Source organism: Variovorax sp. PDC80, assembly GCF_900115375.1.
Taxonomy (GTDB): Bacteria; Pseudomonadota; Gammaproteobacteria; order Burkholderiales; family Burkholderiaceae_C; genus Variovorax.
Genome location: NZ_FOWG01000003.1, coordinates 237,055 through 258,426, shown reverse-complemented (window position 1 = coordinate 258,426; position 21,372 = coordinate 237,055). Strand labels below are relative to the sequence as shown.

Below are 21,372 nucleotides of genomic sequence, written 5' to 3'. Positions count from 1 at the left end.
GCCTCGCCGGTGCCGGTGCCGGTGCCGGCCAGCGCGCGGCGCAGTGCCGGCGCCTCGGCCTCGATGTGGGCCCAGAGCCGGCTCGCGACCGGCCCCGGCGAGCGGTCGCGCCGGCGTGCCGCCACCAGCTCCTCGACGCTGCCGGGCAGGTGGCGGCCCGCGATGGAGCGCAGCCGGCCGTCGCGCAGTTCCTCCTCGATCAGGAAGCGCGGCATGTGGCCCCAGCCCAGGCCCAGCAGGATCACTTCCTTCTTCATGAGCTGGTCGGCCACGGTGCACTGGTGCGCGCCCTCGATCAGGAAGTGGTCCTGGGGCGGCGTGTGGCGCGCGGTGTCGCGCATCACGCACTGGGTGTAGGCGCGCATGCGCTCGGGCCCCGGCGCGCGCGGCAGCGGCTCGGTCAGCAGGGCCGGCGCCACCACGGGTACGAAGGGCACCTTGCACAGGTCGATCCACTCGAGCCGCGGATCGCGCTTGTCGATGCCGTGCAGGATCAGGTCGGCCTCGCCGTCGAACAGCCGTTCGGCCGGACCGGCCACCGCCTCGAAGTACAGCGCGAGCCGCGTGCCCGGGCACTGCGCGAAGAAGCGCGCCAGCATCGCCAGCACCTGCGGCCGCGGGCACAGGTCGCCGATCACCACGCGCAGCTCGCTTTCCTCGCCCACCGCGAGCTGGCGCGCATGGCCGCGCAGGCCCTCGAGCTCGCGCAGCAGCGACTGCGCGCGCGCATGGAAGGAGCGGCCGGCCTCGGTGGGCTGCACGCGGTAGCCGCCGCGGTCGAGCAGCACCAGGCCGAGCTGCCGCTCGAGCTTGGCCACGGCCGCGAACACCGCCGGGTGCGAGCGATGCAACTGCGTGGCGGCGGCCTGGAAGCCGCCCGCGCGCACCACCGCGTCGAAGCATTGGAGGTCGTGCAGGGTGAATTCGCTCATGTTCGATTTGATGACAAGGATTGATCGAACTTTGTAATTTCTTTCGCCAGGGAGCGCAACTACGATTTGTGCCACGGTGATCGCCGTTGCAGGGGCCGAGGCTCCGAAGCCATGTCAAGGAAAGCACGCCATGAGCCACTTCACCCACACCACCACCGCCGGCGACGGCGCCCGCATCGCCTACCGCTTCGATGGCGATGCCGGCAAGCCCGTGCTGCTGCTGTCGAACTCCATCGGCACCACGCTCTCGATGTGGGACGGCGAGGTCGAGGCACTGGGCCGGCATTTCCACGTGCTGCGCTACGACACGCGCGGCCATGGCGGTTCGGGCGTCACGCCGGGCGCCTATTCGATGGACCGGCTCGGCCGCGACGTGATCGAGCTGCTCGACGCGCTGAAGATCGAGCGCGCGCATTTCCTCGGCCTCTCGCTCGGCGGCTTCATCGGCCAGTGGCTGGGCGTGCATGCGCCCGAGCGCATCGACCGGCTGGTGCTGGCCAACACCTCCTCGTGGCTCGGCCCGGCCCGCGTGTTCGACGAGCGCATCGTCGGCGTGCTCGCCGCCCCCGACATGCAGGAGACGGCCGAGGGCTTCCTGCGCAACTGGTTCCCCGAGCGGCTGCTGATCGAGAACGGCCCCGTGGTGCAGGCCTTGCGCCAGGTGCTGCTCGAGATCGACCCGCAGGGCCTGGCCGGCGCGCTCGCCGCCGTGCGCGACGCCGACCTGCGCCGGCCCATCGCGCTGATCGAGCGGCCCACGCTGGTGATCGCGGGCGAGTTCGACCCGGTCACGGCCGCGAGCCATGGCGAGCTGATCGCGGCCACCGTGCCGGGCGCGCGGCTGCTGACCTTGCCCGCGGTGCACCTGTCGAACGTGGAGTTTCCGAAGGAGTTCGTGGGCGCGGTGGTCGATTTCCTCGAGGGCCGCTGAAGAGGAGGCAGGAGAGGGCAGGCGGGGCGCGGGCGATCGATTGTTTCCTTCCCGTGAACGCCGCGGTTCCATTTGCCTAGGGTTTTTACCTAGGTTCGAGGCGCACAATTCATCTCACGGACCAGCCGCCGACTCCAAGACAAGCAGAAGGCAGCGACTGATCTGGGTGAACAGGCACTGACGAGGTGGCCGCCCCCGAAGGGACGGCGCCCCACCAAGACCGGTTCGAATCATCCAAAGTCAAGTCACAAGAATTGAAGGAATACTCAAATGAACGCCTCGAAGCTCCTCTCCGCCGTTGCCCTCTCCCTGCTGGCCGCTGCCGGTGCAGCCCATGCAGAAACCTATGAGGGCGTGCATCCCCTGACCTCGGCCGCCAGCCGCGCCGAAGTCGCCGGTCAGGCCGTCATCGCCGCCCGCAGCGCCGATCCCTATGCCGAAGGCGCCAACGCCGGCCCGGCCCAGGTGATCGTGTCGCAGACCAGCCGTGCTGCCGTGCGTGCCGAAGCGGTTGCCGCGGCACACAGCGACAACCCGTACGCCGAAGGCGCTTCGTCGGGCGTGGCCCCGCTGGTCGCCAGCACCGTGGACCGCAACGCAGTGCGCGCACAAGCCCGCGCTGCTGCCCGCGGCGACTCGCTGCCGCTGTAATCGGCGCATAGAACCAGGTCGCATCGCGGGGTCGGCCCCGCACTGAGGCCAGCGGTTCAGCCAACAAGAAGCCGGCCCTTGCGAAAGCAGGGGCCGGCTTTTTCATGGGGGGCGCCCGCGCGCCGCGCGCTTCACGCGCCCAGCTTGCGCGCGATCAGGTCCTTCATGATCTCGCTGGTGCCACCGTAGATGCGCTGCACGCGCGCATCGGCATACATGCGCGCGATCGGGTACTCGACCATGTAGCCGTAGCCGCCGAACAGCTGCAGGCACTCGTCGGTCACCTTGCCCTGCTGCTCGGTGCACCACAGCTTGGCCATGTAGGCGGCCTCCTGGTCGAGGGTGCCGTCGACCAGGCGCTGGATGCAGTCGTTGACGAAGCTGCGCACCACGTGCGCGATGGTGGCGCACTCGGCGAGCTTGAAGCGCGTGTTCTGGAAATCGAACACGCTGTGGCCGAAGGCCTTGCGCTGCTGCGTGTATTCCACCGTCAGTTCCACCGCGCGCTCGATCACCGCCGCGGCCGGCACGCACAGGAACAGCCGCTCGTACGAGAGCTGGCTCATGAGCTGGATGAAGCCGTCGCCTTCCTTGCCGCCGAGCAGATGGTCGGCCGGCACGCGCACGCCGTCGAAGAAGAGCTCGGCCGTGTCCGACGCATGCTGGCCCAGCTTCTCGAGCCGCCGTCCCACGCGAAAGCCCGGCAGGTCTTCGGTCTCGAGCACGACCAGCGACACGCCGCGGCTGCCCGCCTCGCCGGTGCGCACCGCCACCACCAGCAGGTTGCCCGAGAAGCCGTTGGTGATGAAGGTCTTGGCGCCGTCGATCACGTAGTGCTCGCCTTCGCGCCGCGCGCGGGTGCGCAGCGCCTTCAGGTCCGAGCCGCAGCCGGGCTCGGTGAGCGCGATGCCGGCCAGCAGCTCGCCGCTCGCGAGCCGCGGCAGCCAGCGCTGCTTCTGCGCCTCGGTGCCGTAGTCGAGGATGTAGTGCGCGGCGAGGTTGTGCACGCCGGTGTTGGCGGGGAACTCGGCCTTCGCCAGTTCGTCCTGCACCACCATCTGGTAGGCGAGCGAGGCACCGGCGCCGCCGTAGGCCTCGTCGATCTCGGGCAGCAGGAAGCCCATCCGGCCGAACGGGCGCCAGACCTCGCGCGGGATGAAGCCCTGGCGGCGCCAGCCTTCCAGTTGCGGCGAGAGCTCGGCCGCGATGTAGCGGCGCACCTGTTCGCGAAAGGCATCGATGTCTTCGTCCATCCAGCGATGGCGCAGCAGTTGGGGCAGCATGGTTCTTTCGGGTATTCGTTCAGGCCCTGGCGCGCGCGAGAAAGCGCGCGCAGGCGTCGTTGAAGAATGCGCCGGCGACGTGCCGGCGCTGGGCTTCGCATTCGCCGGCCAGTTGCTCGGCCAGCGTGCGGTCGGTGGCCGCGTCGATCAGCTGGCGCGTGTCGCGCAGCGCCGCGGCCGATGCGCTGCCCAGCCGCCGGGCCAGCGCGTGCGCCTCGTCGAGCAGGGCGGCATCGTCGACGCAGCGCCAGACCAGCCCCCATTGCTCGGCCCGCGCCGCGTCGATGCGTTCGCCAAGCAGCGCGATGCCGAGCGCCCGGCTGCGCCCGACCAGCCGCGGCAGCGACCAGGTCGCGCCCAGGTCGGGCACGGCCCCGAGCTGCGCCACCTGCGGCACGAGGAAGTAGGCCGAGCGTGCCGCGATCACGACATCGGCCGCCAGCGCGATGCCGACGCCCGCGCCCACGCAGGGCCCGTTGACGGCCACCACCACCGGCACCGCGCTGTCGGCGATGGCCTGCGCGATGGGGTTGCCCACCTGTTCCATGCCGCGGCCGATCTGCTCCTGTGCATGCTGCGGACCACCGGCCAGCACGTCGGCGAAGTAGCCGATGTCGCCGCCGCCCGAGAAGGCGCGGCCCGCGCCGGTCAGCACGATGGCACGCACCTGCGTATCGGCCTGGCAGGCACGCAGCGCCGCCAGCAGCGCGTCGAGCAGCGGCGGGCCCAGCGCGTTGAGCGCCTCGGCCCGGTCGAGCACCAGGGTCGCGATGCCTTCGCGCACCTCGCTGTGCACAGCGGCAGCCATCGCTCAGAACCCCGTGAGGCCGCCGCTGCACACCAGCGTCTGGCCGCTCACGTAGTCCGATTCCGGAATGCACAGCAGGTACACCGCGCCGGCCGCTTCCTCGGGCGTGCCGCCGCGGCCCAGCGGAATGCCGCGCTCCATCGCGGCCATCAGGTCGGGGTTGACGCCCACCTTGATGTCGCGGCCGTCGATATGGGCCGTGCCGCCCTCGGCCGCATTGCCGGTCAGCCGGGTCTTGATCAGGCCGTAGGCCACGCAGTTGACGGTGACGCTCATGCGCCCCCATTCCTTGGCCAGCGTCTGCGTCATGCCGACGATGCCGGCCTTGCCCGCCGCGTAGTTGGTCTGGCCCGGGTTGCCGAACAGGCCCGCCATCGACGAGATGTTGACCACCTTGCGCATCACGCGCTGACCGGCCTCGGTCTCGGCCTTGCCGAGCGCGCGGATCACCGGCTGCGCGGCGCGCAGGATGCGGAACGGCGCCGTCAGGTGGCAGTCGATCATCGCGTACCACTGCTCGTCGGTCATCTTCTGGATCACGTTGTCCCAGGTGTAGCCGGCGTTGTTGATGAGGATGTCCAGGCCCTTGAATTCGCTCACCGCCGTGCCGACGAAGCGCTCGGCGAAGTCGGGCGCCGTCACGTTGCCCACGCAGGCCACGGCCTGGCCGCCGGCCTCGCGGATGGCCTGCACCGCCTCCTGCGCGGGTTCGGCGTCGAGGTCGTTGACGACGATGCGCGCGCCTTCGCTGGCGAGCTTGAGCGCGATCGAGCGGCCGATGCCGCGGCCCGAACCGGTGATGAGGGCGACCTTGCCTTCGAGTTTGCGTGTCATGGTGTTCTCTTTTCTTTGCGGGGGATGGGATGTCAGGGCAGGGCGACGAAGGCTTCGCCGACGATCCTGGTCTGGCCGAACTGGTTGGTGCTCTGCAGCTCGATGCGCACGCCGCGTTCGCCGTTGCGCTCGGTCTTCTCGGCGATGCGGCCGCTGCAGCGCATGGCGTTGCCCAGGTGCGTGATGCCCTGGAAGCGCGCCTCGAAGTGGCGCAGCCGGCTCTGCGGCGCCCACTGCGTGAGCACGCGGCCGAGCCAGGCCATGCCCAGCATGCCCTGCGCGAACACGTCGGGCATGCCCGAGCGGCGCGCCATGTCGGTGTCGATGTGGATCGGGTTGTGGTCGCCCGAGGCGCCCGCGAACAGCGCGAGCGTGCCGCGGTTCACGGCCGGCAACTGCACGGCGGGCAGCGCGTCGCCGACCTGCACGGTGTCGAAGGTGGGGGAGGTCATGGGCGTGTTACTTCAGTTGCGGCAGACGATGACGGTGCGCAGCTCGGCCACCAGTTCGTTGCGCTGGTTGGTGGCGCGCGAGGTCTTCACCACGAACTCGAGCGCGCCGTTCTTCTTGTCGTAGATGTCGCCGATGGTGGAGCGCACCGTCACGGTGTCGCCCACGCAGGCGGGGCGGTGGTAGCTGAAGCTCTGCTCGCCATGCAGCAGCTTGGCCAGCGGGATCTGCAGGTCGGCCAGCAGCCGGTCGGACGCACCCGAGTCGAGCTCGGCCGCGAACAGGAAGGTGGGCGGCGCCGGCAGGTCGGGGTAGCCGGCATCGCGCGCGGCGGCGGCGTCGGTGTAGACCGGGTCGGTCTCGCCGATCGCCTTGGCGAAGAACTGCAGCCGGCTGCGCTCGATCGGCAGCACCGAGGCGGGCAGCTCGTGGCCGATCCATTTCTTGTCGATCATGGGAAGGTCTCCTTTGTCGTTGAGGGGGTTCAGACGCGTTCGTAGAGCGTGACCACGCAGGCACCGCCCAGGCCCAGGTTGTGCTGCAGCGCGAGCCGTGCACCCTCGACCTGGCGCTTGTCGGCCGTGCCGCGCAGTTGCTCGACCAGCTCGGTGCATTGCGCGAGGCCGGTCGCGCCCAGCGGATGGCCCTTGGACAGCAGCCCGCCCGACGGATTGGTCACGACCTTGCCGCCGTAGGTGTTGTCGCCATTGACGACGAACTTCTCGGCCCCGCCCACCGGGCACAGGCCCAGCGCCTCGTAGCTGATGAGCTCGTTGTGCGCGAAGCAGTCGTGCAGCTCGACCACGTCGATGTCCTGCGGGCCGACACCCGCCGCCTCGTAGACCTGCTGCGCCGCCTCGCGCGCCATGCTGAAGCCGACCACCTCGCGCATGTCGCGTGCCTCGAAGCTCACCGGGCGGTCGGTGGTCATGGCCTGGGCCTTGATGCGCACGCGGCGGTCCAGGCCGTGGCGCTGCGCGAACCCGGTCGAGCAGACGATGGCGGCGGCCGCGCCGCAGGTCGGCGGGCAGGCCATCAGCCGCGTCATCACGCCGGGCCACATCACGGGCGTGGCCAGCACCTCGTCCTCGCTCACCACGTTGCGGAACAGCGCGACCGGGTTGTTGGCCGCATGGCGGCTGGCCTTGGCGCGGATCTTCGCGAAGGTCGAGAGCTTGGTGCCGTACTGCTGCATGTGGGCCAGCCCCGCGCCGCCGAAGTAGCGCAGCGCGAGCGGAATGCCGGCTTCCTCGACCAGTTCGTCGGTGGCCCGGTCGAAGCGCTCGAAGGGGCTGGGCCGGTCCTTGAACACCGCGCCCAGCGCGCCCGGCGTCATCTGCTCGAAGCCCAGGGCCAGCACGCAGTCGGCGGCGCCGCTGGCCACGGCCTGGCGTGCCAGGAACAGCGCGGTCGAGCCGGTCGAGCAGTTGTTGTTGACGTTGACCACGGGGATGCCGGTCATGCCGACCGCGTAGAGCGCGCTCTGGCCCGCGGTCGAGTCGGCATAGACATAGCCCACGTAGGCCTGCTGCACCTGCTCGTAGCCGATGCCGGCATCGGCCAGCGCGCGGCGCGTGGCCTCGGCGGCCATCGCCTGATAGGACTCGCTGGCACCGGGCTTGGTGAAGGGGATCATGCCGACCCCGCTGACGAACACATCGTGATGCATGGAGATTTCCTGAAAGTGGAGAGGAAGGGGAGGGGTGAAAAGGCTCAGGCGACGTTGCGCTGGCGTCCTTGCCAGAACGGCTCGCGCAGCTGGGTCTTGAGCACCTTGCCGGCGCCCGACATCGGCAGGGCATCGACGAAGGCCACGCTGCGCGGGCACTTGTAGCCCGCGATCAGCGCCTTGCAGTGGGCGATGACCTCGTCGCCGGTGACGTTGAGCCCCGGCTTGAGGATCAGCGCCGCGTGCACGCTCTCGCCCCATTCGTCGCTGGGGATGCCGATGACCGCGCAGGCCGCCACGGCCGGGTGCTGGGCGATGGCGTTCTCGACCTCGGCCGAGTAGACGTTCTCGCCGCCGCTGATGATCATGTCCTTGATGCGGTCGACCACGTAGATGTAGCCGCCGTCGTCCATCCAGGCGCCGTCGCCGGTGTGCATCCAGCCCTCGCGCACCGCGGCGGCCGTCTGCTCGGGCTTGCCCCAGTAGCCCTGCATCACGTTGGGACCGCGCACCGCCACTTCGCCCACCGTGCCGCGCGGCACCTCGATGCCCTCGGGGTCGAGGATGCGCACTTCCATGCACACGCTCGCACGCCCCGCGGAGCGATGGCGCCCCAGCGCGTGGCCCTCGGCCGTGTAGGAACTCGGCGGATTGATGGTGGCCAGCGGCGCCAGCTCCGTCATGCCGTAGCCCTGCACGAAGGCCACGTGGGGCAGCGCGGCCATCGCGCGTTCGAGCACCGCCTCCTGCATCGGCGAGGCGCCGTAGAAGATGCACCTGAGGCTGGAGAGGTCGCGCGGCTCCTTCATGCATGGGTGGTCGACCAGCATCTGGATCATGGTCGGCACCAGCAGCGTGTTGGTCACGCGGTCGCGCTCGATCGCATCGAGCACGCCCTGCGGGCTGAACATCGGGATGATCGTGTGCGTGTTGCCCGCGGGCCAGTGCGGCATCGCGAGGCCCATGTCGCCCAGGTGGAACATCGGCGCCGCATGCAGGTAGTTGCCGCCCGATGCCGCCAGCCCTTCGGCCTGCATCGCCATCGCCGAGCTGCACAGGTTGGCATGGCTCAGCATCACGCCCTTGGGGAAGCCCGTGGTGCCGCCGGTGTAGAAGATGCCGGCCAGGTCCTCGTCGCGCCGGACCGCGTCGGCGACGGGCGAGGCCGCCGCCAGCAGCGCCTCGTAGCCATGCATGCCGCGCGGCACCTCGCCGTCTTCCACGCCGCTGCCGCAATAGATCACTTCGCGCAGGCTCCCGGACTCGGCGCGCATCTTCTCGACCATCGGGCGGAAGGTCTCGTCGACCAGCAGCAGGGTCGAGCCCGAGTCCTCGAGCGAGTAGAGGATCTCCGCGGCCGACCAGCGGATGTTGCAGGGATTGAGCACGCCGCCGCCCCAGGGCACGGCCATCTGGTATTCGAGGTAGCGGTCGGAGTTGAGCGCCAGCATGGCCACGCGGTCGCCCGGCCGCATGCCGAGCTGCTGCAGCGCACCGGCGAGGCGGGCGACGCGCTCGACATAGGCGCCGAAAGTGCGCGTGCGGCCGGCGAAGCGCACCGCCACCTTGTCGGGGTGCTGCTGCACCGCGCGGTGCAGTGCCTGGGTCACGTACATGGCATCGTCTCCTTCTATTTGGTCTTGGTTCGCGGGCTCATGCCCATGCCGCCAATGCTAGGAATCGATCGCCGTTTGCACGATGCCGCTTTGCGTTGTTCGGATGTCAGAAGACCTCAATCCGATGTCGCCCTCGCGCCCCTGTGCGGGTCGCGGCGCTTGCCTCGGCGGTGCCTGCCGGTGCACAGTCGATGCCGTTCCGTTCCAGCGCCTTGCCCTCGATGCTTCATCCTCCCCAGACGGTCTCCATCAGCTTCGTGCACGGCATGCTGTCGGGCGTCCTCGCCAGCGGCCGGCCCTGCGAGCTCTTCCTCGCCGAGGCCGGCATCGCCCCCGAACTGCTCGCGCAGGCCGATGCGCGCGTCACGGCGCAGCAGTACGCGAAGCTGTTCCGTGCGCTCACCGAAGGCCTGGACGACGACTTCATCGGCTTGCTGAGTCGCCCCCTCAAGCGCGGCAGCTTCGCGCTGATCGCACGCTCGACGCTGGGCGCCCCGACGCTGGAGGTAGCGATCCGCCGCGCCACGCGAACCTTTCACCTGCTGCAGGACGACGTGGTGCTGGAGGCCGTGTGCAGGGACGACCTGGCCGGCGTGGTGATGCGCTTCAACGGTCCCGCCGCCCTGCAGACCGTGTTCCTGCAGGAGGTGCTGCTGCGCACCACCTGGCGCCTGATGGCCTGGGTGGTGGGTGGCCAGTTGCCGGTCGTGCGCTTCGACTTCGCGTTCGGTCCGCCCGCGCATGCCGGCGGCTACGGGAAGATCTTCCCCGCGCTGCAGCAGTTCGACAGCGAGCGCTCGGCCTTCTGGTTCGATGCCAGGCGCCTGAACGACGCCGTGCGCCGCGACGAGGCCGCGCTGCGCAGCTTCCTCGCCGATGCGCAGCTCCACATGCTCGTGCCGCGCCGGGGCAGCGACGCGGTCAGTGCGCGCGTGCGGGCCCATCTTCAGTTCATGCAGCCCGCATGGTCCGACCTCGTGGCCACGGCGAACGCGCTGCACGTCACGGTCTCCACCCTGCAGCGGCGGCTCGCGCTGGAGGGGACTTCGTTCCAGGCGCTGAAGGACGAGCTGCGCCGCGACACCGCCATCGTCCGGCTCAGCACCAGCGCCGTTCCGCTGGCCGAGCTGGCCGACGAACTCGGCTTCGCCAACAGCTCGGCGTTTCAGCGGGCCTTCAAGGTCTGGACCGGGAGCGCGCCGGGGGTCTATCGGCGGGGTGGGGGTGCGTGAGCGGTTGTGTCGGCTTCGGGCTGGGTGGGTGATTCATTGAGATAGTGGGCCGTGACGCCGCCGTAGGCGAGCAGCAAACCCAGCAGCAAGGCAAGCCCTAGATCGATGCCCAGCGAGACCTTGGGCGGTCTTCGCTGCAGGAGCACTTGCGCCACCGTACCGACGATGAAGTAGACGAGCGCAACGCCCATGCCGACCAGGAAAAACATCAGCACCATCCCGAAGGATTTCTGGCCTTCGCCTGGATAGGGCTCTCCCCATTCGACATGTGCCAAGGGCAGCGCGGCGGCCACGCACAGGGCCAGGATCGCGCGGAGGAAGACCTGGAGGGCGTGGCGGAGGGCGGGGTTCATTCGATGCCGAGCTCGATGCGAGCAGTTTCCTCGATGTACTCGAGAAAGACGTCCTCGCCCCCGCTTCGGCTCATGACCTCGTCCAGCGACGATCTGGACAGGCCGACCCGAACCCGGTGGGCGCGCATTTCGTTCCAGAGCAAGTGGAGGTCCAGGTTCTGGCGGTGGTCGTCCGGAAGCACGAGGATCTCCGGTTCGCCGTACACGACGCATCGCCACCTGCAATCCTGGTTCGACTTCGGTCGCGCCGCCAGCCGGGTGATGTCCTCCCCGGAAGCGACGAGATCGGTCGGCATGTCCTCTGCCGGCGTCTCGTCATCGATGGCGGGCTGCCTGGGCGATGAAGCCGAACCCTCCTCGAACGAGAAGACGATGCGGTCACCCTTGCGCAACGCATGCGCCATTTCCCAGATCAGGAAGTCGAACGAGCCGTCGGAGCGTCGTTTTCCGCCGCCCGTGACCGTGAGTTCGGAGCAAGCCGGCCCCCAGATGTCTGCGTGGACGGAGGCGGAGAACATCCACACGTCGTCCGAGCCGACGCTGCAGAGGTGGATGTCGTTCTTCGTGATGTGCAGTACGGGCATGAAGCGCTGAAGTGAGTCTGTGGCCCCTCTGGAAAGAGCCGGTGAACGAAACGGTCCGTAACGTCTCTTCCGCACGCCGCTCTCTTCAAGTCCTGTGCAGCACCTGCTCGGCCAGCTCTTGCGCACGTGCCACCGAGATACCTCGGGTCTGGTCGATGACCAAGGGGTCATCCTCCGAGTCTCTCTTGTGCAGGATCACCTTGGGGCGTTGGTTGCCGAGTTGAACCCGGACATCGGCGGGCCGCGTCGACGGATACGGATAAACGTCGATGTCATTGCAGACCCAACCGAAGAATCCTTCTCCCTCGACCGGATCGTCGAAGGTCTCGTCATGGCGATCGAAGCTCTTCTTGCTCAGCGAGACCCAGACGACGATTCGCCCATGCCCCCGTGGATGAAACGACCGCCGCCTCTCTGGTGCACATGGCACGTCCTCCCCTGTTCGTGGCCCCGATGCTGGCTCATCGCCGGGGTTTTGCACAAGGGGGACGTTGCGGATCAGGCGAACAACTCAGCCCGCCCGCTCCTCGACCCCATCCACCCGATCCGTATAAAACGCCACGTGGTCCTTGATCCCCGCCACCGCGTCATACGGCGACTCGTAGGTCCACACCGCGTTGACCGAGCGCTCCCCGCCGGCCGGGATGCTGAAATAGTTGCACTCGCCCTTGTACGGGCAGTAGGTGGTGTGCGTGCTGCGCTCGAGCAGCGACATGTCGACGTCGGCGCGCGGGATGTATTGCACGGCCGGGTACGAGGCCTCGCGCAGGGTGAGGGCGGCGCGGGTGTCGGCGATGGTGCGGCCGCCGAGGGTCACGACCACGCGCGCGGGGTTGGGCGCGACGGTGATCGGATGGTCGGGGCCGGGGATCTTGATGCTTCGGGGGCTGTTCATGGGGCGGGCTCCTGAGGATGGCCGGCCATCTTGCCGCCGGCCGGGCGCGGGCCGCGCCGCCCGCGCGAATCCACCTGCCCGCGCCAAGGTCAAGGCGCGGGCCGCGAGCGCGCGCCGCTCAGGCTGCTGTGGCCGCCGCGTTCGCGTAGCGCGCGGCCGGCACGCTGCGCGACAGGTTCGGGCCCAGCGCCTGGCGCGCGGCGTCGAAGCGCTGCCAGTCTTCCACGTCGGGCAGCGAGGGGATGGTGATCAGCTCGCCCGCGTCGAAACCGGCCAGGGCGCTGTCGACCAGGTCCTCGGCCGACATCACGATCTCCTGCGGCAGGTGCTCGACCGGCACGCCCGCGATGCCCCAGAAGTCGGTGCGCGTGGCGCCCGGCAGCACGGCCTGCACTTTCACGCCCTTGGCGCCGAGCTCGTGGTGCAGCGACTGGCTCAGGTTGACCACGTAGGCCTTGCTGCCGCTGTAGCTGCCGTTGAGCAGCTCGGGCGAGAGCGCGACGATCGAGGCGATGTTGATCAGCGCGCCGCCGCCGCGCGCGACGAAGCCCGGCGCCACGGCGCGCGTGAGGCGCGTGAGCGCGACCACGTTGAGCTGGATCATGGCGTCGATCTGGTCGGGGTCGGAATCGAGCAGGGTCGCGGTGGCGCCGAGGCCGGCGTTGTTGAGCAGCAGGGTGATGCGCTCGTCGCTGCGCAGCCGCTCCTCGACCCGGCGCAGGTCGGCGGTGGCCGTGAGGTCGGCCGCGAGCACCTCGACGCGGCGGCCGGTCTCCCGCACCAGCCGTTCGGCCAGTGCCTCGAGGCGCTCCTTGTTGCGCGCGACCAGCACGAGGTCGTGGCCGCGGCGCGCGAGGCGCTCGGCGTAGACGGCGCCGATGCCGGTGGAAGCGCCGGTGATCAGCGCGGTGCCCTTGCCGGGGGCGGAGATGGCGATGTCTTGCGAGCTCATGGGAAAGGTCCTTGGATGTCGAAGGGGATGAGGAAAGGTGGTTTGACAGCCAGGAGTTTGGGTCGGACACTGATGTCTCAAATGACATGTTTCCATCGTTTAAAGACATCATGACCCAGCGCATCGGCCTCGTCGTCTTTCCCGGTTTCCAGATCCTCGACCTGGTGGCCCTCTCGGTCTTCGAGCTCGCGAACGCCGAGGCGGGGCGCACGGTCTACGAACTCGAGGTGCTGTCGGAGTACGGCGGCCCGGTGGCCAGCACGGCCGGCGTCACGGTCGATTCGCGCGCCTTCGACCGGCGCCGCTTCGACACCCTGCTGGTCGCGGGCTCGACCACGGTGCCGCCGAGTTCGGGCGGGCTGCTCGATTTCCTGCGCCGCGCGCTGCCGCGCACGCGGCGCCTGGGCAGCATCTGCACCGGCGCCTTCGTGCTGGCCGAGGCCGGCCTGCTCGACGGTCGCCGCGCCACCACGCACTGGCATTTCGCGCGCGAGCTGCAGCGCGGCTTCCCGGCCATCCGGGTGGAGGAGGACGGCATCTTCATCCAGGACGGCCCGGTCTGGACCTCGGCCGGCATGACCGCCTGCATCGACCTCGCGCTCGCGCTGGTCGAGGGCGACCTGGGCCTCGAGCTGTCGCGCTCGGTGGCGCGCAAGCTGGTGATCTACCACCGGCGCGCGGGCGGGCAGTCTCAGTTCTCGGCGCTGCTCGAGCTCGAGCCGCGCACCGACCGCATCCAGCAGGCGCTCGACTACGCGAAGAAGAACCTGCACAAGAACCTCTCGGTCGACCAGCTCGCCGAGGTGGCGCACCTGAGCCCGCGCCAGTTCAGCCGTGCCTTCCTGGCCGAAACCGGCCAGTCGCCGGCGCGCGCGATCGAGAAGCTGCGCGTGGAGACCGCGCGCATCCTGATCGAGGAGGGCGGCCAGTCGGTCGACCGCATCGCGGCGCAGACCGGCTTCTCCGATCCCGAGCGCATGCGGCGCGCCTTCCACCGCGCCTTCGGCCAGCCGCCGCAGAGCCTGCGCCGCGCGGCGGCGCGCACGCACGCGCCCGCGATGTAGATCGCGGCATCCGAAGCGCCGCGGCGCGCGTACCTGTTGCCATGACCGCCGTTCGGATTACCAATTTCGTCGTGTTCCAGCTCGCCTGGTTCGCGGCCGTGCTCGGCGCGGCGCATGGCCATCCGCTGTGGGGCACGGCCTGCGTCGCGGCGGCGATCGCCTGGCACCTGTGGGTGTCGGCCCGGCCCGCGCAGGAGGCCCGGCTGGTGGCCATCGCCTGCGCGCTGGGCGTGGTGATCGAAACCGGCCATGCGCTCGGCGGGCTGGTGCGCTATCCCTCGGGCCAGCCGGTTGCGCAGCTCGCGCCGTACTGGATGGTCGCGCTGTGGGGCCTGTTCGCGATCGCGCTCAACGTCACCCTGCGCTGGCTGCGGCGGCGCTACCTGCTCGCGGCGGTGCTGGGCGCGGTGTGCGGGCCGGCGTCGTTCGTCGCGGGCGTGAAGCTGGGCGCGGCCCAGTTCGTCGACCGGGTTCCGGCGCTCGCGGTGCTGGCCGTCGTCTGGGCCGTGGCGATGCCGCTGCTGGTGTGGCTCGCGCAGCGCTTCGACGGCGTGGACGAGCCGCCGCGCTAGAAGTCGCGCGCGAGTGCGTCGGCTCGCGCCCTGGCGCGCGCGAGGTTCGCGGCCACCGCCTCGGGCGGTGCCAGTGTCGGCGCCACGGCCAGCTCCACCACATCGACGATGCCGAGGAACTCGAGCCAGGTGCGCATGTACGGCTTCTGGAAATCGCGCGCATGCGAAGGCAGGCCCACCGGGTAATCGGCCGCGCTCGAATAGACCAGCGCCGCGCGCTTGCCGTGCAGCAGGCCCGTGTAGCCCTCCTGCGCCGACCAGCGCCAGTTCTCGCCCGGCAGGGTCACGACGTCGATGTAGTGCTTCAGCCGGTAGGGCAGGCCGAAGTTCCACATCGGCAGGCTGAATACGTACTTGTCGGCCGCGTTGAACTCCTGCGCGAGGCGCACGGCGCGCTGCCAGTGCCGCCGCTGTTCGTCGGTGGCGGTTTGCGCGCGCAGCACCGCGAACTTGGCATCGATCATGGTGGCGTCGAAGGGCGGCAGGTCGAGCGCCCAGACGTCGAGGGTGCGGATCTCGGCCGCGGGGTCGCGCTCGCGCAGCCGCTGCAGGAAATGCCGTGCCGTGTCGATCGAGCGCGAGCGCGTGCCCGAGGGCGAGGCCTGGATGTGGAGGATCGTCGAAGCCATGCCGCTCAGCCCTCCAGCGTGCGCAGGCCGACGGTTCCCGCCACCACCAGCGCGATGCAGGCCAGGCGCGGACCCGACAGCGCCTCGCCGAAGGCGAGCACGCCCATCAGCACCACGCCGACCGAGCCGATGCCGGTCCACACCGCATAGGCCAGGCCCAGCGGCAGATAGCGCAGCGACCTGGCGAGCAGGAAGATGCTCAGCAGCGCGCTCGCCACGCCGACGACCGAGGGCCAGAGCCGGGTCCAGTCCTCCGAGCGCTTGAGCGCCGCGGCCATCGCGATCTCGACCAGGCCGGCCGCCAGCAGTAACAACCATCCCATGATCCGTTCCTCCGTCGTGTGCAGGGTTGATGTGGAAACGGATAATTCCGGCCCAGGCACCAAGCCACAAGTACGCACCTTCTGGTAACCATGGGAATCGCCATGCCCGCATCGAAGAAACCCGCCGCCGTGGCAGAGCCCGCGCCCGCCGACGTCTGGAGCGCCGGCTGCCCCTCGCGCCGCGTGCTCGAGCTCGTCGCCAACAAGTGGGCGCTGCTGATCATTCCGCTGCTGCGCGACGAGCCGCTGCGCAACAACGAGCTGCTGCGCCGGGTCGGCGGCATCTCGCAGAAGATGCTCACGCAGACCCTGCGCGATCTCGAGATCAATGGCCTGGTGCTGCGCGAGGACCACCAGACCGTGCCGCCGCACGTCGAGTACCGGCTGAGCCCGCTGGGGCTGTCGCTGAGCCGCACGCTGATCGCGGTCGACCGCTGGGCCGAGGCCCACCATGCGGAGATCGACCGCGCGCGGCAGGCCGCGATCGCCGCGCTCTGAAGCTGGCGTTCAGTCCAGCGTGATGCCCACGCGCTTGATCACGCCGCCCCATTTCTCCGATTCGCTGCGCATCAGCCGCGCGAAGTCCTCGGGCGTGCCCGGCATCACGTCGCCGCCCGCGCCAGCCAGGCGCTGCGCCACGTCGGGCGCGGCCAGCACCTTCTGCAGCGAGGCATTGAGCCGCTGCACCACAGGCTGCGGCGTGCCCTTGGGCGCGAGGATGCCGAACCAGCCGATGGCCTCGAAGCCCGGGTAGCCCGACTCGGCCACGGTCGGCAGCTCGGGCGCGATCGGCGAGCGCGTGGCGCTGGTGACCGCCAGCGCATGCAGCCGGCCGGCCTTCACCAGCGGCATCGAGGTCACCATGGTGTCGAAGGCGAAGCTGACCTGGCCGCCCATCAGGTCGGTGAGCATCGGGCCCGCGCCCTGGTAGGGGATGTTCGAGACCTCGATGCCGGCCTGCGCCTTGAAGGCTTCCACCGCCAGGTGCGTGGTGCTCGCGCGCACGCCCGAGCCGTAGTTGATCTTGCCGGGCGCGGCCTTGGCGGCGGCCACCAGCTCCTTCATGTTCTTCGCGGCGAAGCGCGGATTGGCCACCACCATCAGCGGCGTGCGCGCGGCCGTGCCCACGGGCACCAGGTCGTTGAACACGTCGAAGCGCATGTCCTTGTAGAGGAAGTGGTTCACCACCACCGCGGTGCTGCCCATCAGCAGCGTGTAGCCGTCGGCCGTGCTCTTGGCCACGTAGTCGGCCGCGATGTTCTGCGAGGCGCCGGGCCGGTTCTCGACCAGCACCGGCTGGCGCAGGTCCTGCGCGAGCTTCTCGCCGACGATGCGCGCCGCGAGGTCGGCCGGCCCGCCGGGCGGGAAGCCCACCACAAGGTGGATCGGCTTCGAGGGATAGGCCCCTTGCGCGATGGCGTGCAGGGGCGCGGTCAGCGCGAGGCCGGCGGCGAGCAGCAGCGCGCGGCGCGGCGAGGAAGGGCGGTGGCGGAAAGTCATGGCATGTCTCCAGCAAGAGGGCGTGCGATGCGCCCTCGGGTTCGTGTTCAGGGGATGTGGCTTGGATGCGCGGCGCTTGGCGAAGGCCAGTGCGCGCGCAGGAAGGGCAGCAGCTCGGCGAGCACCGCCTCGGGTGCTTCTTCCATCATCAGGTGGCCGCAGTCGATCTCGCCGCCGCTCACGGGCGTGCCTTCGGCGACCGCGTCGCGCCAGATGTGGACCGGCGTGCGTTCGGCCGGGAAGCGCCCGCGCTCCCACAGCACATGCACCGGGCAGCGCACGCGCTCGCCGGCGGCACGGTCGTGTTCGTCGTGTTCGAGGTCGATCGACGCGGCGGCACGGTAGTCCTCGATCATCGCGTGGCGCACGCTCTCGCGCGAGAAGGCGCGCAGGTACTCGGCATGGGCCTCGGGCGTCACCGCGTCGAAGCGCCGCACCATGTTGCGCAGCGTCCAGTCGAGGAAGAAGGCCGGGTCGGCCGCGAGCAGGCGCTCGGGCAGGTCGAAGGGCTGGGCCAGCATGAACCAGTGCCAGCTCTTGAGTCCGAAGTCCTTGTTCGCGCGCGCCCACATGTCGACGGTGGGAATCACGGTGATCGAGCCGAAGGCCGCGACGCGTTCCGGATGGTCGAGGCACAGCCGGTGCGCCACGCGCGCGCCGCGGTCGTGGCCGATCACCGCGAAGCGCTCGAAGCCCAGCGCGCGCATCAGCGCCGCCTGGTCGGCCGCCACCGCGCGCTTGCTGTGCGCCGCATGCAGCGGATCGCCGGGCGGGCCGAGGCTGTCGCCATAGCCGCGCAGGTCGGCCGCCACCACTGTGTAGTGGCGCGCGAGCACCGGCGCCACGCGGTGCCAGGCCGCATGCGTCTGCGGGTAGCCGTGGAGCAGCAGCAGGGGCGGGCCCGAGCCGCCGATCTCCGCGAAGATCCGGGCCTCGCCCACGTCGACGAGGCGCGGCTCGAAGCCGTCGATGAAGGCGCGCGTCATGCCGCCACCTCCAGCCGCTCGGGCGTGATCGCGAGGATCGCGGGTTCGAAGAAGTCGGCCATCAACCCGAGCTGCCGCTCCATCATGTGGCGGCCCTCGTGCGCGATGCAGCCGCGATCGCGCGCCACCTGCAGCAGTGGCGTGACGGCCGGCGCCATGATGACCTCGGCCACCCAGAGGCCGGCGCGCAGCGCGCTGGCGGGCACGGGGAGCGGATCGTCGATTCGCATGCCGACGGGCGTGGCGTTCACCAGCAGTTCGGCCTCGCCGGGCTCGCGGCCGTTCCAGGTGCCGGCCTCGACGCCGTGCAATTGCAACTGCCGCGCGAGTGCTTCGGCCTTTGCCGCGTCGATGTCGCAGACACGCACCGAGCGCGCGCCGGCATCGGCGAGCGCGAAGGCAATGGCCGAGGCCGCGCCGCCCGCGCCCGCGACGCAGGCCGCGCGCCCTCGCGGATCGAAGCCCGCGGCGTGCAGTCCCGCCACGAAGCCGGTGCCATCGAGCAGCTCGCCCTGCCAGCCGCCCTGCGCGGTGCGGCGCACCACGTTGGCGGCGTTGGCACGCTCGGCACCGGGCAGCAGGCCATCGCCGAGCAGGTCCGCCACGCGCTGCTTGTGCGGCACGGTGACGATGAAGCCCGCGAGGTTGTGCAGCGTGAGCAGCGCGGGCAGCAGGGCCGCCACGTCGCGGGCGCGCACATGCATCGGCACCAGCACGGCATTGAGGCCTGTCTGCTGCAGCCGGGCCGTGAGCGGCGCGGGCGCCTTCACCTGTGCGACCGGGTCGCCGAGGATGCCGAGCACCGCGGTGCGGCCGTCGAGCCACAGCGCGGGTTGAAGAGAGACCTTCGTGTCAGTGGAGGGCATGTGCGTGTTCCTGCTGCGGTCGTGCGACGGCATCGAGCCAGCGCCTGGCCGTGGTGTACGCCAGTTCGGCGCGCCTTGCCATGCCGAGGTGATGGCGGCGCGCGGCCGAGGGCGCCTCGATCGACAGCACGGCGTCGGGCGCCACCGCATCGAGCACATCCGCCAGCGGCAGCGCGCCTTCGCCCGGCAGCAGGCGGTGCGCGCGTGCCTCCTCGCCGGGCGACAGGGCCGGATGGCGCCGCGCGGGCGCATCGCTGAACTGCGCCCAGCCGCGCGCGATTCCCGGCGTGCGCGCGATGCGATCGGCCGTCGCGCCGCTGCGAAAGAAGTGCAGCGTGTCGACCAGCACATGCACGTTCGATCGCTCGGTCTCGCGCACCAGCCGCAGCGCGGCATCGAGCGTGGGCACGGCCGTGTAGACCATGAACTCGAGCCCGAGCGAGAGGCCATGCGTACCCGCGATCTCGCCGAGCGCCGCGAGGTGTGCGGCGGCCCGCGCGGGATCGTCGTCGTCGCCGTTCACCACCAGCCAGCGCGCGCCCAGCGACGCCGCCACCGCCAGCATCGGCTCGAAGCGCCGCGCCTCGAAGCCGGCCGACAGCCGCACCACCTCGACGTCGTGCACCTTCACGTCCAGCGCGCTCATCAGCGCGCGTGTCTCGGCCAGCATCGGCGAGCCTTCGTGCATCGGGTGCGGCGCCTCGCCCGGCCGGGCCGGATGCAGGCGCAGGCCGACCGAGCGGAAGCCCGCCTCGCCGGCCGCGCGCACCAGCTCGCTCGGCGTGGCGTCGATCAGGCTCAGGTGCGCGAGCGACAGCGTGCGGCCCACTACAGCGTCCCCTCGAGCACGGCGCCGTCGGCGATCAGGGTGCGGCGCAGTCGCGCGCGGTCCACGTCGCGCACGTCGCCGCTCCAGCCGTCGTCGAGCGCGCACAGCGCCGCCGCGGTGCCGGCGGCCTGGCCCATCGCCATGCAGGTGCCCATCACGCGCACCGAGCTCTGCGCCTCGCGCGTGCTCGAGATGCAGCGCCCCGCCACCAGCAGCCGGCGCTGGCCGCGCGGCACCAGGCATTCGTAGGGGATGTCGTAGGAGCCGCCCTCGGCGATGGTCTCGTGCCGGTGGCCGTCGACCGCGAGGATGTCGAGCTCGTGGCCGCCCTTGGCGATGCCGTCGGCGCGCTTGCGGCCCTGCATGATGTCGGCCTCGTCGAGCACGTGCTCGCCGAGGATGCGCCGCGTTTCACGCACGCCGATCTTCGGCGCCACCGCCGCCAGCGCCGCCTGCTCGAAGCCCGGCACGCGCCGGCGCAGGAAGGCCAGCCCCTGCGACACCTGCGCCATCAACCGCGGCAGCGCCTCGCTCAGCGAGGCCGCGCGCGTGCCGTCCACGCCGGCGAGCTGGGTCGAGTTGATGCTGACCTCCTTGCGCGCGGTCGAGGTCGGCACGATCGCGAGCACCGAGGTCGGGTACATCTCGCCGGCGTCGATCGCCTGCTTGAGCAGGCCCTGCGTGCCGCGCAGCAGCACCTTGGGCTGGCCCTGGGCGTACAGCGCCTCGGCGCACTGGCGCGCATCCATGCCCAGGCCTGGGTAGTCGCCGAGTCCGAAGTGCGCCGGGTTGTCGCGCACGAAGCGCAGCAGCGGTTCGGTCTCGACGCCGCACACGCGGTAGACCAGGCTCGGCGGCTGCAGCGCGCCGGTGCCGGGCGCGCCTTTCTCGCTCGGTGCGCCCGCGGCCACCGCCACGTCGCCATCGCCCGAGCAGTCGATCACCACGCGCGCCGCGTACCAGGCCTCGCCGCCCTTGTGCATCAGCCGCACGCGGGTTTCATCGCCACCGGTCTCGATGCCGCAGAAGAAGGCCTGCACGCGCAGGTGCACGCCGGCCTCGGCCACGGCCTGCATCACGGCGATCTTCATGAGCTCGGTGTCGAAGCACACCAGGTGCAGCGCGCGGTAGTCGAACACCGGGCCGATGTAGCCGCCCAGCGGCTTGAGCCGGTCGAGCAGCTCGGTGACCACGCCGCCCACGATCCAGTCACCGCGTGTCGAGAGGCAGCCGAGCATCGAGATGCCGCTGATCAGCTCGCCGCCGATCATCGGCGCCGATTCGACCAGCAGGGTGCGCGCGCCGCCGCGCGCGGCCGAGATCGCGGCCGCCACGCCCGCGCTGCCACCGCCGATCACGATCACGTCGAAGCGGTTCTCGCCGGGGATGTCTTGTCTGTCCTTCATGCCTTCT

25 protein-coding genes and 1 pseudogene are annotated in these 21,372 nt (G+C 70.5%); 6 read left to right on the top strand and 20 right to left on the bottom strand.

What is annotated here, in order from left to right:
- Positions 1-26: 26 nt before the first annotated feature.
- Positions 27-932, bottom strand: a pseudogene (locus BM109_RS11035) (LysR family transcriptional regulator); the annotation flags it as partial.
- 130 nt (positions 933-1,062) lie between these two features.
- Between BM109_RS11035 and BM109_RS11030 the strand changes: the two are divergent.
- Entirely contained in the window at positions 1,063-1,863 is an 801-nt protein-coding gene (locus BM109_RS11030; RefSeq protein WP_093342800.1) for an alpha/beta fold hydrolase, read from the top strand.
- A gap of 270 nt (positions 1,864-2,133) precedes the next feature.
- Entirely contained in the window at positions 2,134-2,514 is a 381-nt protein-coding gene (locus BM109_RS11025) for a hypothetical protein (RefSeq protein ID WP_057598380.1), read from the top strand.
- A gap of 131 nt (positions 2,515-2,645) precedes the next feature.
- Here BM109_RS11025 and BM109_RS11020 read toward each other — a convergent pair whose 3' ends face one another.
- From BM109_RS11020 to BM109_RS10990, 7 genes are read right to left on the bottom strand one after another with little or no spacing between them, the layout of a single operon-like run.
- Positions 2,646-3,797, bottom strand: a complete 1,152-nt coding sequence (locus tag BM109_RS11020) for an acyl-CoA dehydrogenase family protein (protein ID WP_093342799.1) — start codon at positions 3,795-3,797, stop codon at positions 2,646-2,648.
- A 19-nt stretch (positions 3,798-3,816) separates the two neighbouring features.
- Positions 3,817-4,605: an enoyl-CoA hydratase/isomerase family protein gene (locus tag BM109_RS11015; RefSeq protein WP_093342797.1), complete on the bottom strand. Its 789-nt coding sequence runs from the start codon at positions 4,603-4,605 to the stop codon at positions 3,817-3,819.
- A 3-nt stretch (positions 4,606-4,608) separates the two neighbouring features.
- Positions 4,609-5,439: an SDR family NAD(P)-dependent oxidoreductase gene (locus tag BM109_RS11010; RefSeq protein ID WP_093342796.1), complete on the bottom strand. Its 831-nt coding sequence runs from the start codon at positions 5,437-5,439 to the stop codon at positions 4,609-4,611.
- A 32-nt stretch (positions 5,440-5,471) separates the two neighbouring features.
- A complete protein-coding gene (locus tag BM109_RS11005; RefSeq protein WP_093342794.1) occupies positions 5,472-5,891 on the bottom strand; it encodes a MaoC/PaaZ C-terminal domain-containing protein in 420 nt (139 codons plus the stop codon).
- Positions 5,892-5,903: 12 nt separating this feature from the next.
- Positions 5,904-6,344, bottom strand: a complete 441-nt coding sequence (locus tag BM109_RS11000) for a MaoC family dehydratase N-terminal domain-containing protein (RefSeq protein WP_093342793.1) — start codon at positions 6,342-6,344, stop codon at positions 5,904-5,906.
- Between the two features lie 29 nt (positions 6,345-6,373).
- Positions 6,374-7,558: a lipid-transfer protein gene (locus tag BM109_RS10995; protein WP_093342791.1), complete on the bottom strand. Its 1,185-nt coding sequence runs from the start codon at positions 7,556-7,558 to the stop codon at positions 6,374-6,376.
- A gap of 44 nt (positions 7,559-7,602) precedes the next feature.
- Positions 7,603-9,174, bottom strand: a complete 1,572-nt coding sequence (locus tag BM109_RS10990) for a long-chain-fatty-acid--CoA ligase (protein ID WP_093342790.1) — start codon at positions 9,172-9,174, stop codon at positions 7,603-7,605.
- Between the two features lie 221 nt (positions 9,175-9,395).
- Here BM109_RS10990 and BM109_RS10985 point away from each other — a divergent pair, with 221 nt between their 5' ends.
- Complete coding sequence (locus BM109_RS10985; protein ID WP_093342788.1) at positions 9,396-10,406, top strand: AraC family transcriptional regulator; 1,011 nt, start codon at positions 9,396-9,398, stop codon at positions 10,404-10,406.
- On the opposite strand, the gene BM109_RS10980 is transcribed toward BM109_RS10985, so the two are convergent.
- The 5 genes from BM109_RS10980 to BM109_RS10960 form a co-directional block, all read right to left on the bottom strand.
- Entirely contained in the window at positions 10,382-10,759 is a 378-nt protein-coding gene (locus tag BM109_RS10980; RefSeq protein WP_093342787.1) for a hypothetical protein, read from the bottom strand. The genes BM109_RS10985 and BM109_RS10980 overlap by 25 nt on opposite strands.
- Complete coding sequence (locus BM109_RS10975; RefSeq protein WP_093342785.1) at positions 10,756-11,343, bottom strand: hypothetical protein; 588 nt, start codon at positions 11,341-11,343, stop codon at positions 10,756-10,758. Before BM109_RS10975 ends, BM109_RS10980 begins: the two co-directional genes overlap by 4 nt.
- Before the next feature lie 85 nt (positions 11,344-11,428).
- Positions 11,429-11,824 (bottom strand): DUF2199 domain-containing protein, encoded by a 396-nt coding sequence (locus BM109_RS10970; protein ID WP_177239315.1) that lies wholly within the window; start codon positions 11,822-11,824, stop codon positions 11,429-11,431.
- Positions 11,825-11,854: 30 nt separating this feature from the next.
- Positions 11,855-12,238: a DUF427 domain-containing protein gene (locus tag BM109_RS10965; protein WP_057596307.1), complete on the bottom strand. Its 384-nt coding sequence runs from the start codon at positions 12,236-12,238 to the stop codon at positions 11,855-11,857.
- Positions 12,239-12,356: 118 nt separating this feature from the next.
- On the bottom strand, positions 12,357-13,190 hold the full coding sequence (locus BM109_RS10960) for an SDR family NAD(P)-dependent oxidoreductase (RefSeq protein ID WP_093342782.1): 834 nt from the start codon (positions 13,188-13,190) through the stop codon (positions 12,357-12,359).
- 110 nt (positions 13,191-13,300) lie between these two features.
- On the opposite strand from BM109_RS10960, the gene BM109_RS10955 reads away from it, so the two are divergent.
- The gene (locus BM109_RS10955) at positions 13,301-14,254 is read left to right on the top strand and encodes a GlxA family transcriptional regulator (RefSeq protein WP_093342781.1); all 954 of its coding nucleotides are present in this window, start codon (positions 13,301-13,303) and stop codon (positions 14,252-14,254) included.
- A gap of 41 nt (positions 14,255-14,295) precedes the next feature.
- Positions 14,296-14,826, top strand: a complete 531-nt coding sequence (locus BM109_RS10950) for a DUF2878 domain-containing protein (RefSeq protein ID WP_093342779.1) — start codon at positions 14,296-14,298, stop codon at positions 14,824-14,826.
- Here the strand turns inward: BM109_RS10950 and BM109_RS10945 are convergent.
- On the bottom strand, positions 14,823-15,455 hold the full coding sequence (locus BM109_RS10945; protein WP_093342778.1) for an FMN-dependent NADH-azoreductase: 633 nt from the start codon (positions 15,453-15,455) through the stop codon (positions 14,823-14,825). The genes BM109_RS10950 and BM109_RS10945 overlap by 4 nt on opposite strands.
- 5 nt (positions 15,456-15,460) lie before the next feature.
- On the bottom strand, positions 15,461-15,778 hold the full coding sequence (locus BM109_RS10940) for a DMT family transporter (protein WP_093342776.1): 318 nt from the start codon (positions 15,776-15,778) through the stop codon (positions 15,461-15,463).
- 102 nt (positions 15,779-15,880) lie between these two features.
- Between BM109_RS10940 and BM109_RS10935 the strand changes: the two genes are divergently transcribed.
- Complete coding sequence (locus tag BM109_RS10935; protein WP_093343451.1) at positions 15,881-16,276, top strand: winged helix-turn-helix transcriptional regulator; 396 nt, start codon at positions 15,881-15,883, stop codon at positions 16,274-16,276.
- Positions 16,277-16,285: 9 nt separating this feature from the next.
- Here the strand turns inward: BM109_RS10935 and BM109_RS10930 are convergent, their stop codons facing one another.
- Genes BM109_RS10930 through BM109_RS10910 form a run of 5 tightly spaced genes read right to left on the bottom strand, consistent with a single transcriptional unit; the run spans position 16,286 to position 21,365 of the window.
- Positions 16,286-17,278 carry a tripartite tricarboxylate transporter substrate binding protein gene (locus BM109_RS10930; protein ID WP_093342775.1) on the bottom strand — a complete coding sequence of 331 codons (993 nt, stop codon included), beginning with the start codon at positions 17,276-17,278 and terminating at the stop codon, positions 16,286-16,288.
- Between the two features lie 47 nt (positions 17,279-17,325).
- Positions 17,326-18,264: an alpha/beta fold hydrolase gene (locus BM109_RS10925; RefSeq protein ID WP_093342773.1), complete on the bottom strand. Its 939-nt coding sequence runs from the start codon at positions 18,262-18,264 to the stop codon at positions 17,326-17,328.
- Positions 18,261-19,130, bottom strand: a complete 870-nt coding sequence (locus tag BM109_RS10920; protein WP_177239314.1) for a shikimate dehydrogenase family protein — start codon at positions 19,128-19,130, stop codon at positions 18,261-18,263. The genes BM109_RS10925 and BM109_RS10920 overlap by 4 nt, the downstream gene beginning before the upstream one ends.
- The gene (locus tag BM109_RS10915) at positions 19,117-19,959 is read right to left on the bottom strand and encodes a sugar phosphate isomerase/epimerase family protein (protein ID WP_177239313.1); all 843 of its coding nucleotides are present in this window, start codon (positions 19,957-19,959) and stop codon (positions 19,117-19,119) included. Before BM109_RS10915 ends, BM109_RS10920 begins: the two co-directional genes overlap by 14 nt.
- Positions 19,959-21,365: an FAD-dependent oxidoreductase gene (locus BM109_RS10910; RefSeq protein WP_177239312.1), complete on the bottom strand. Its 1,407-nt coding sequence runs from the start codon at positions 21,363-21,365 to the stop codon at positions 19,959-19,961. The genes BM109_RS10915 and BM109_RS10910 overlap by 1 nt, the downstream gene beginning before the upstream one ends.
- Positions 21,366-21,372: the final 7 nt, after the last annotated feature.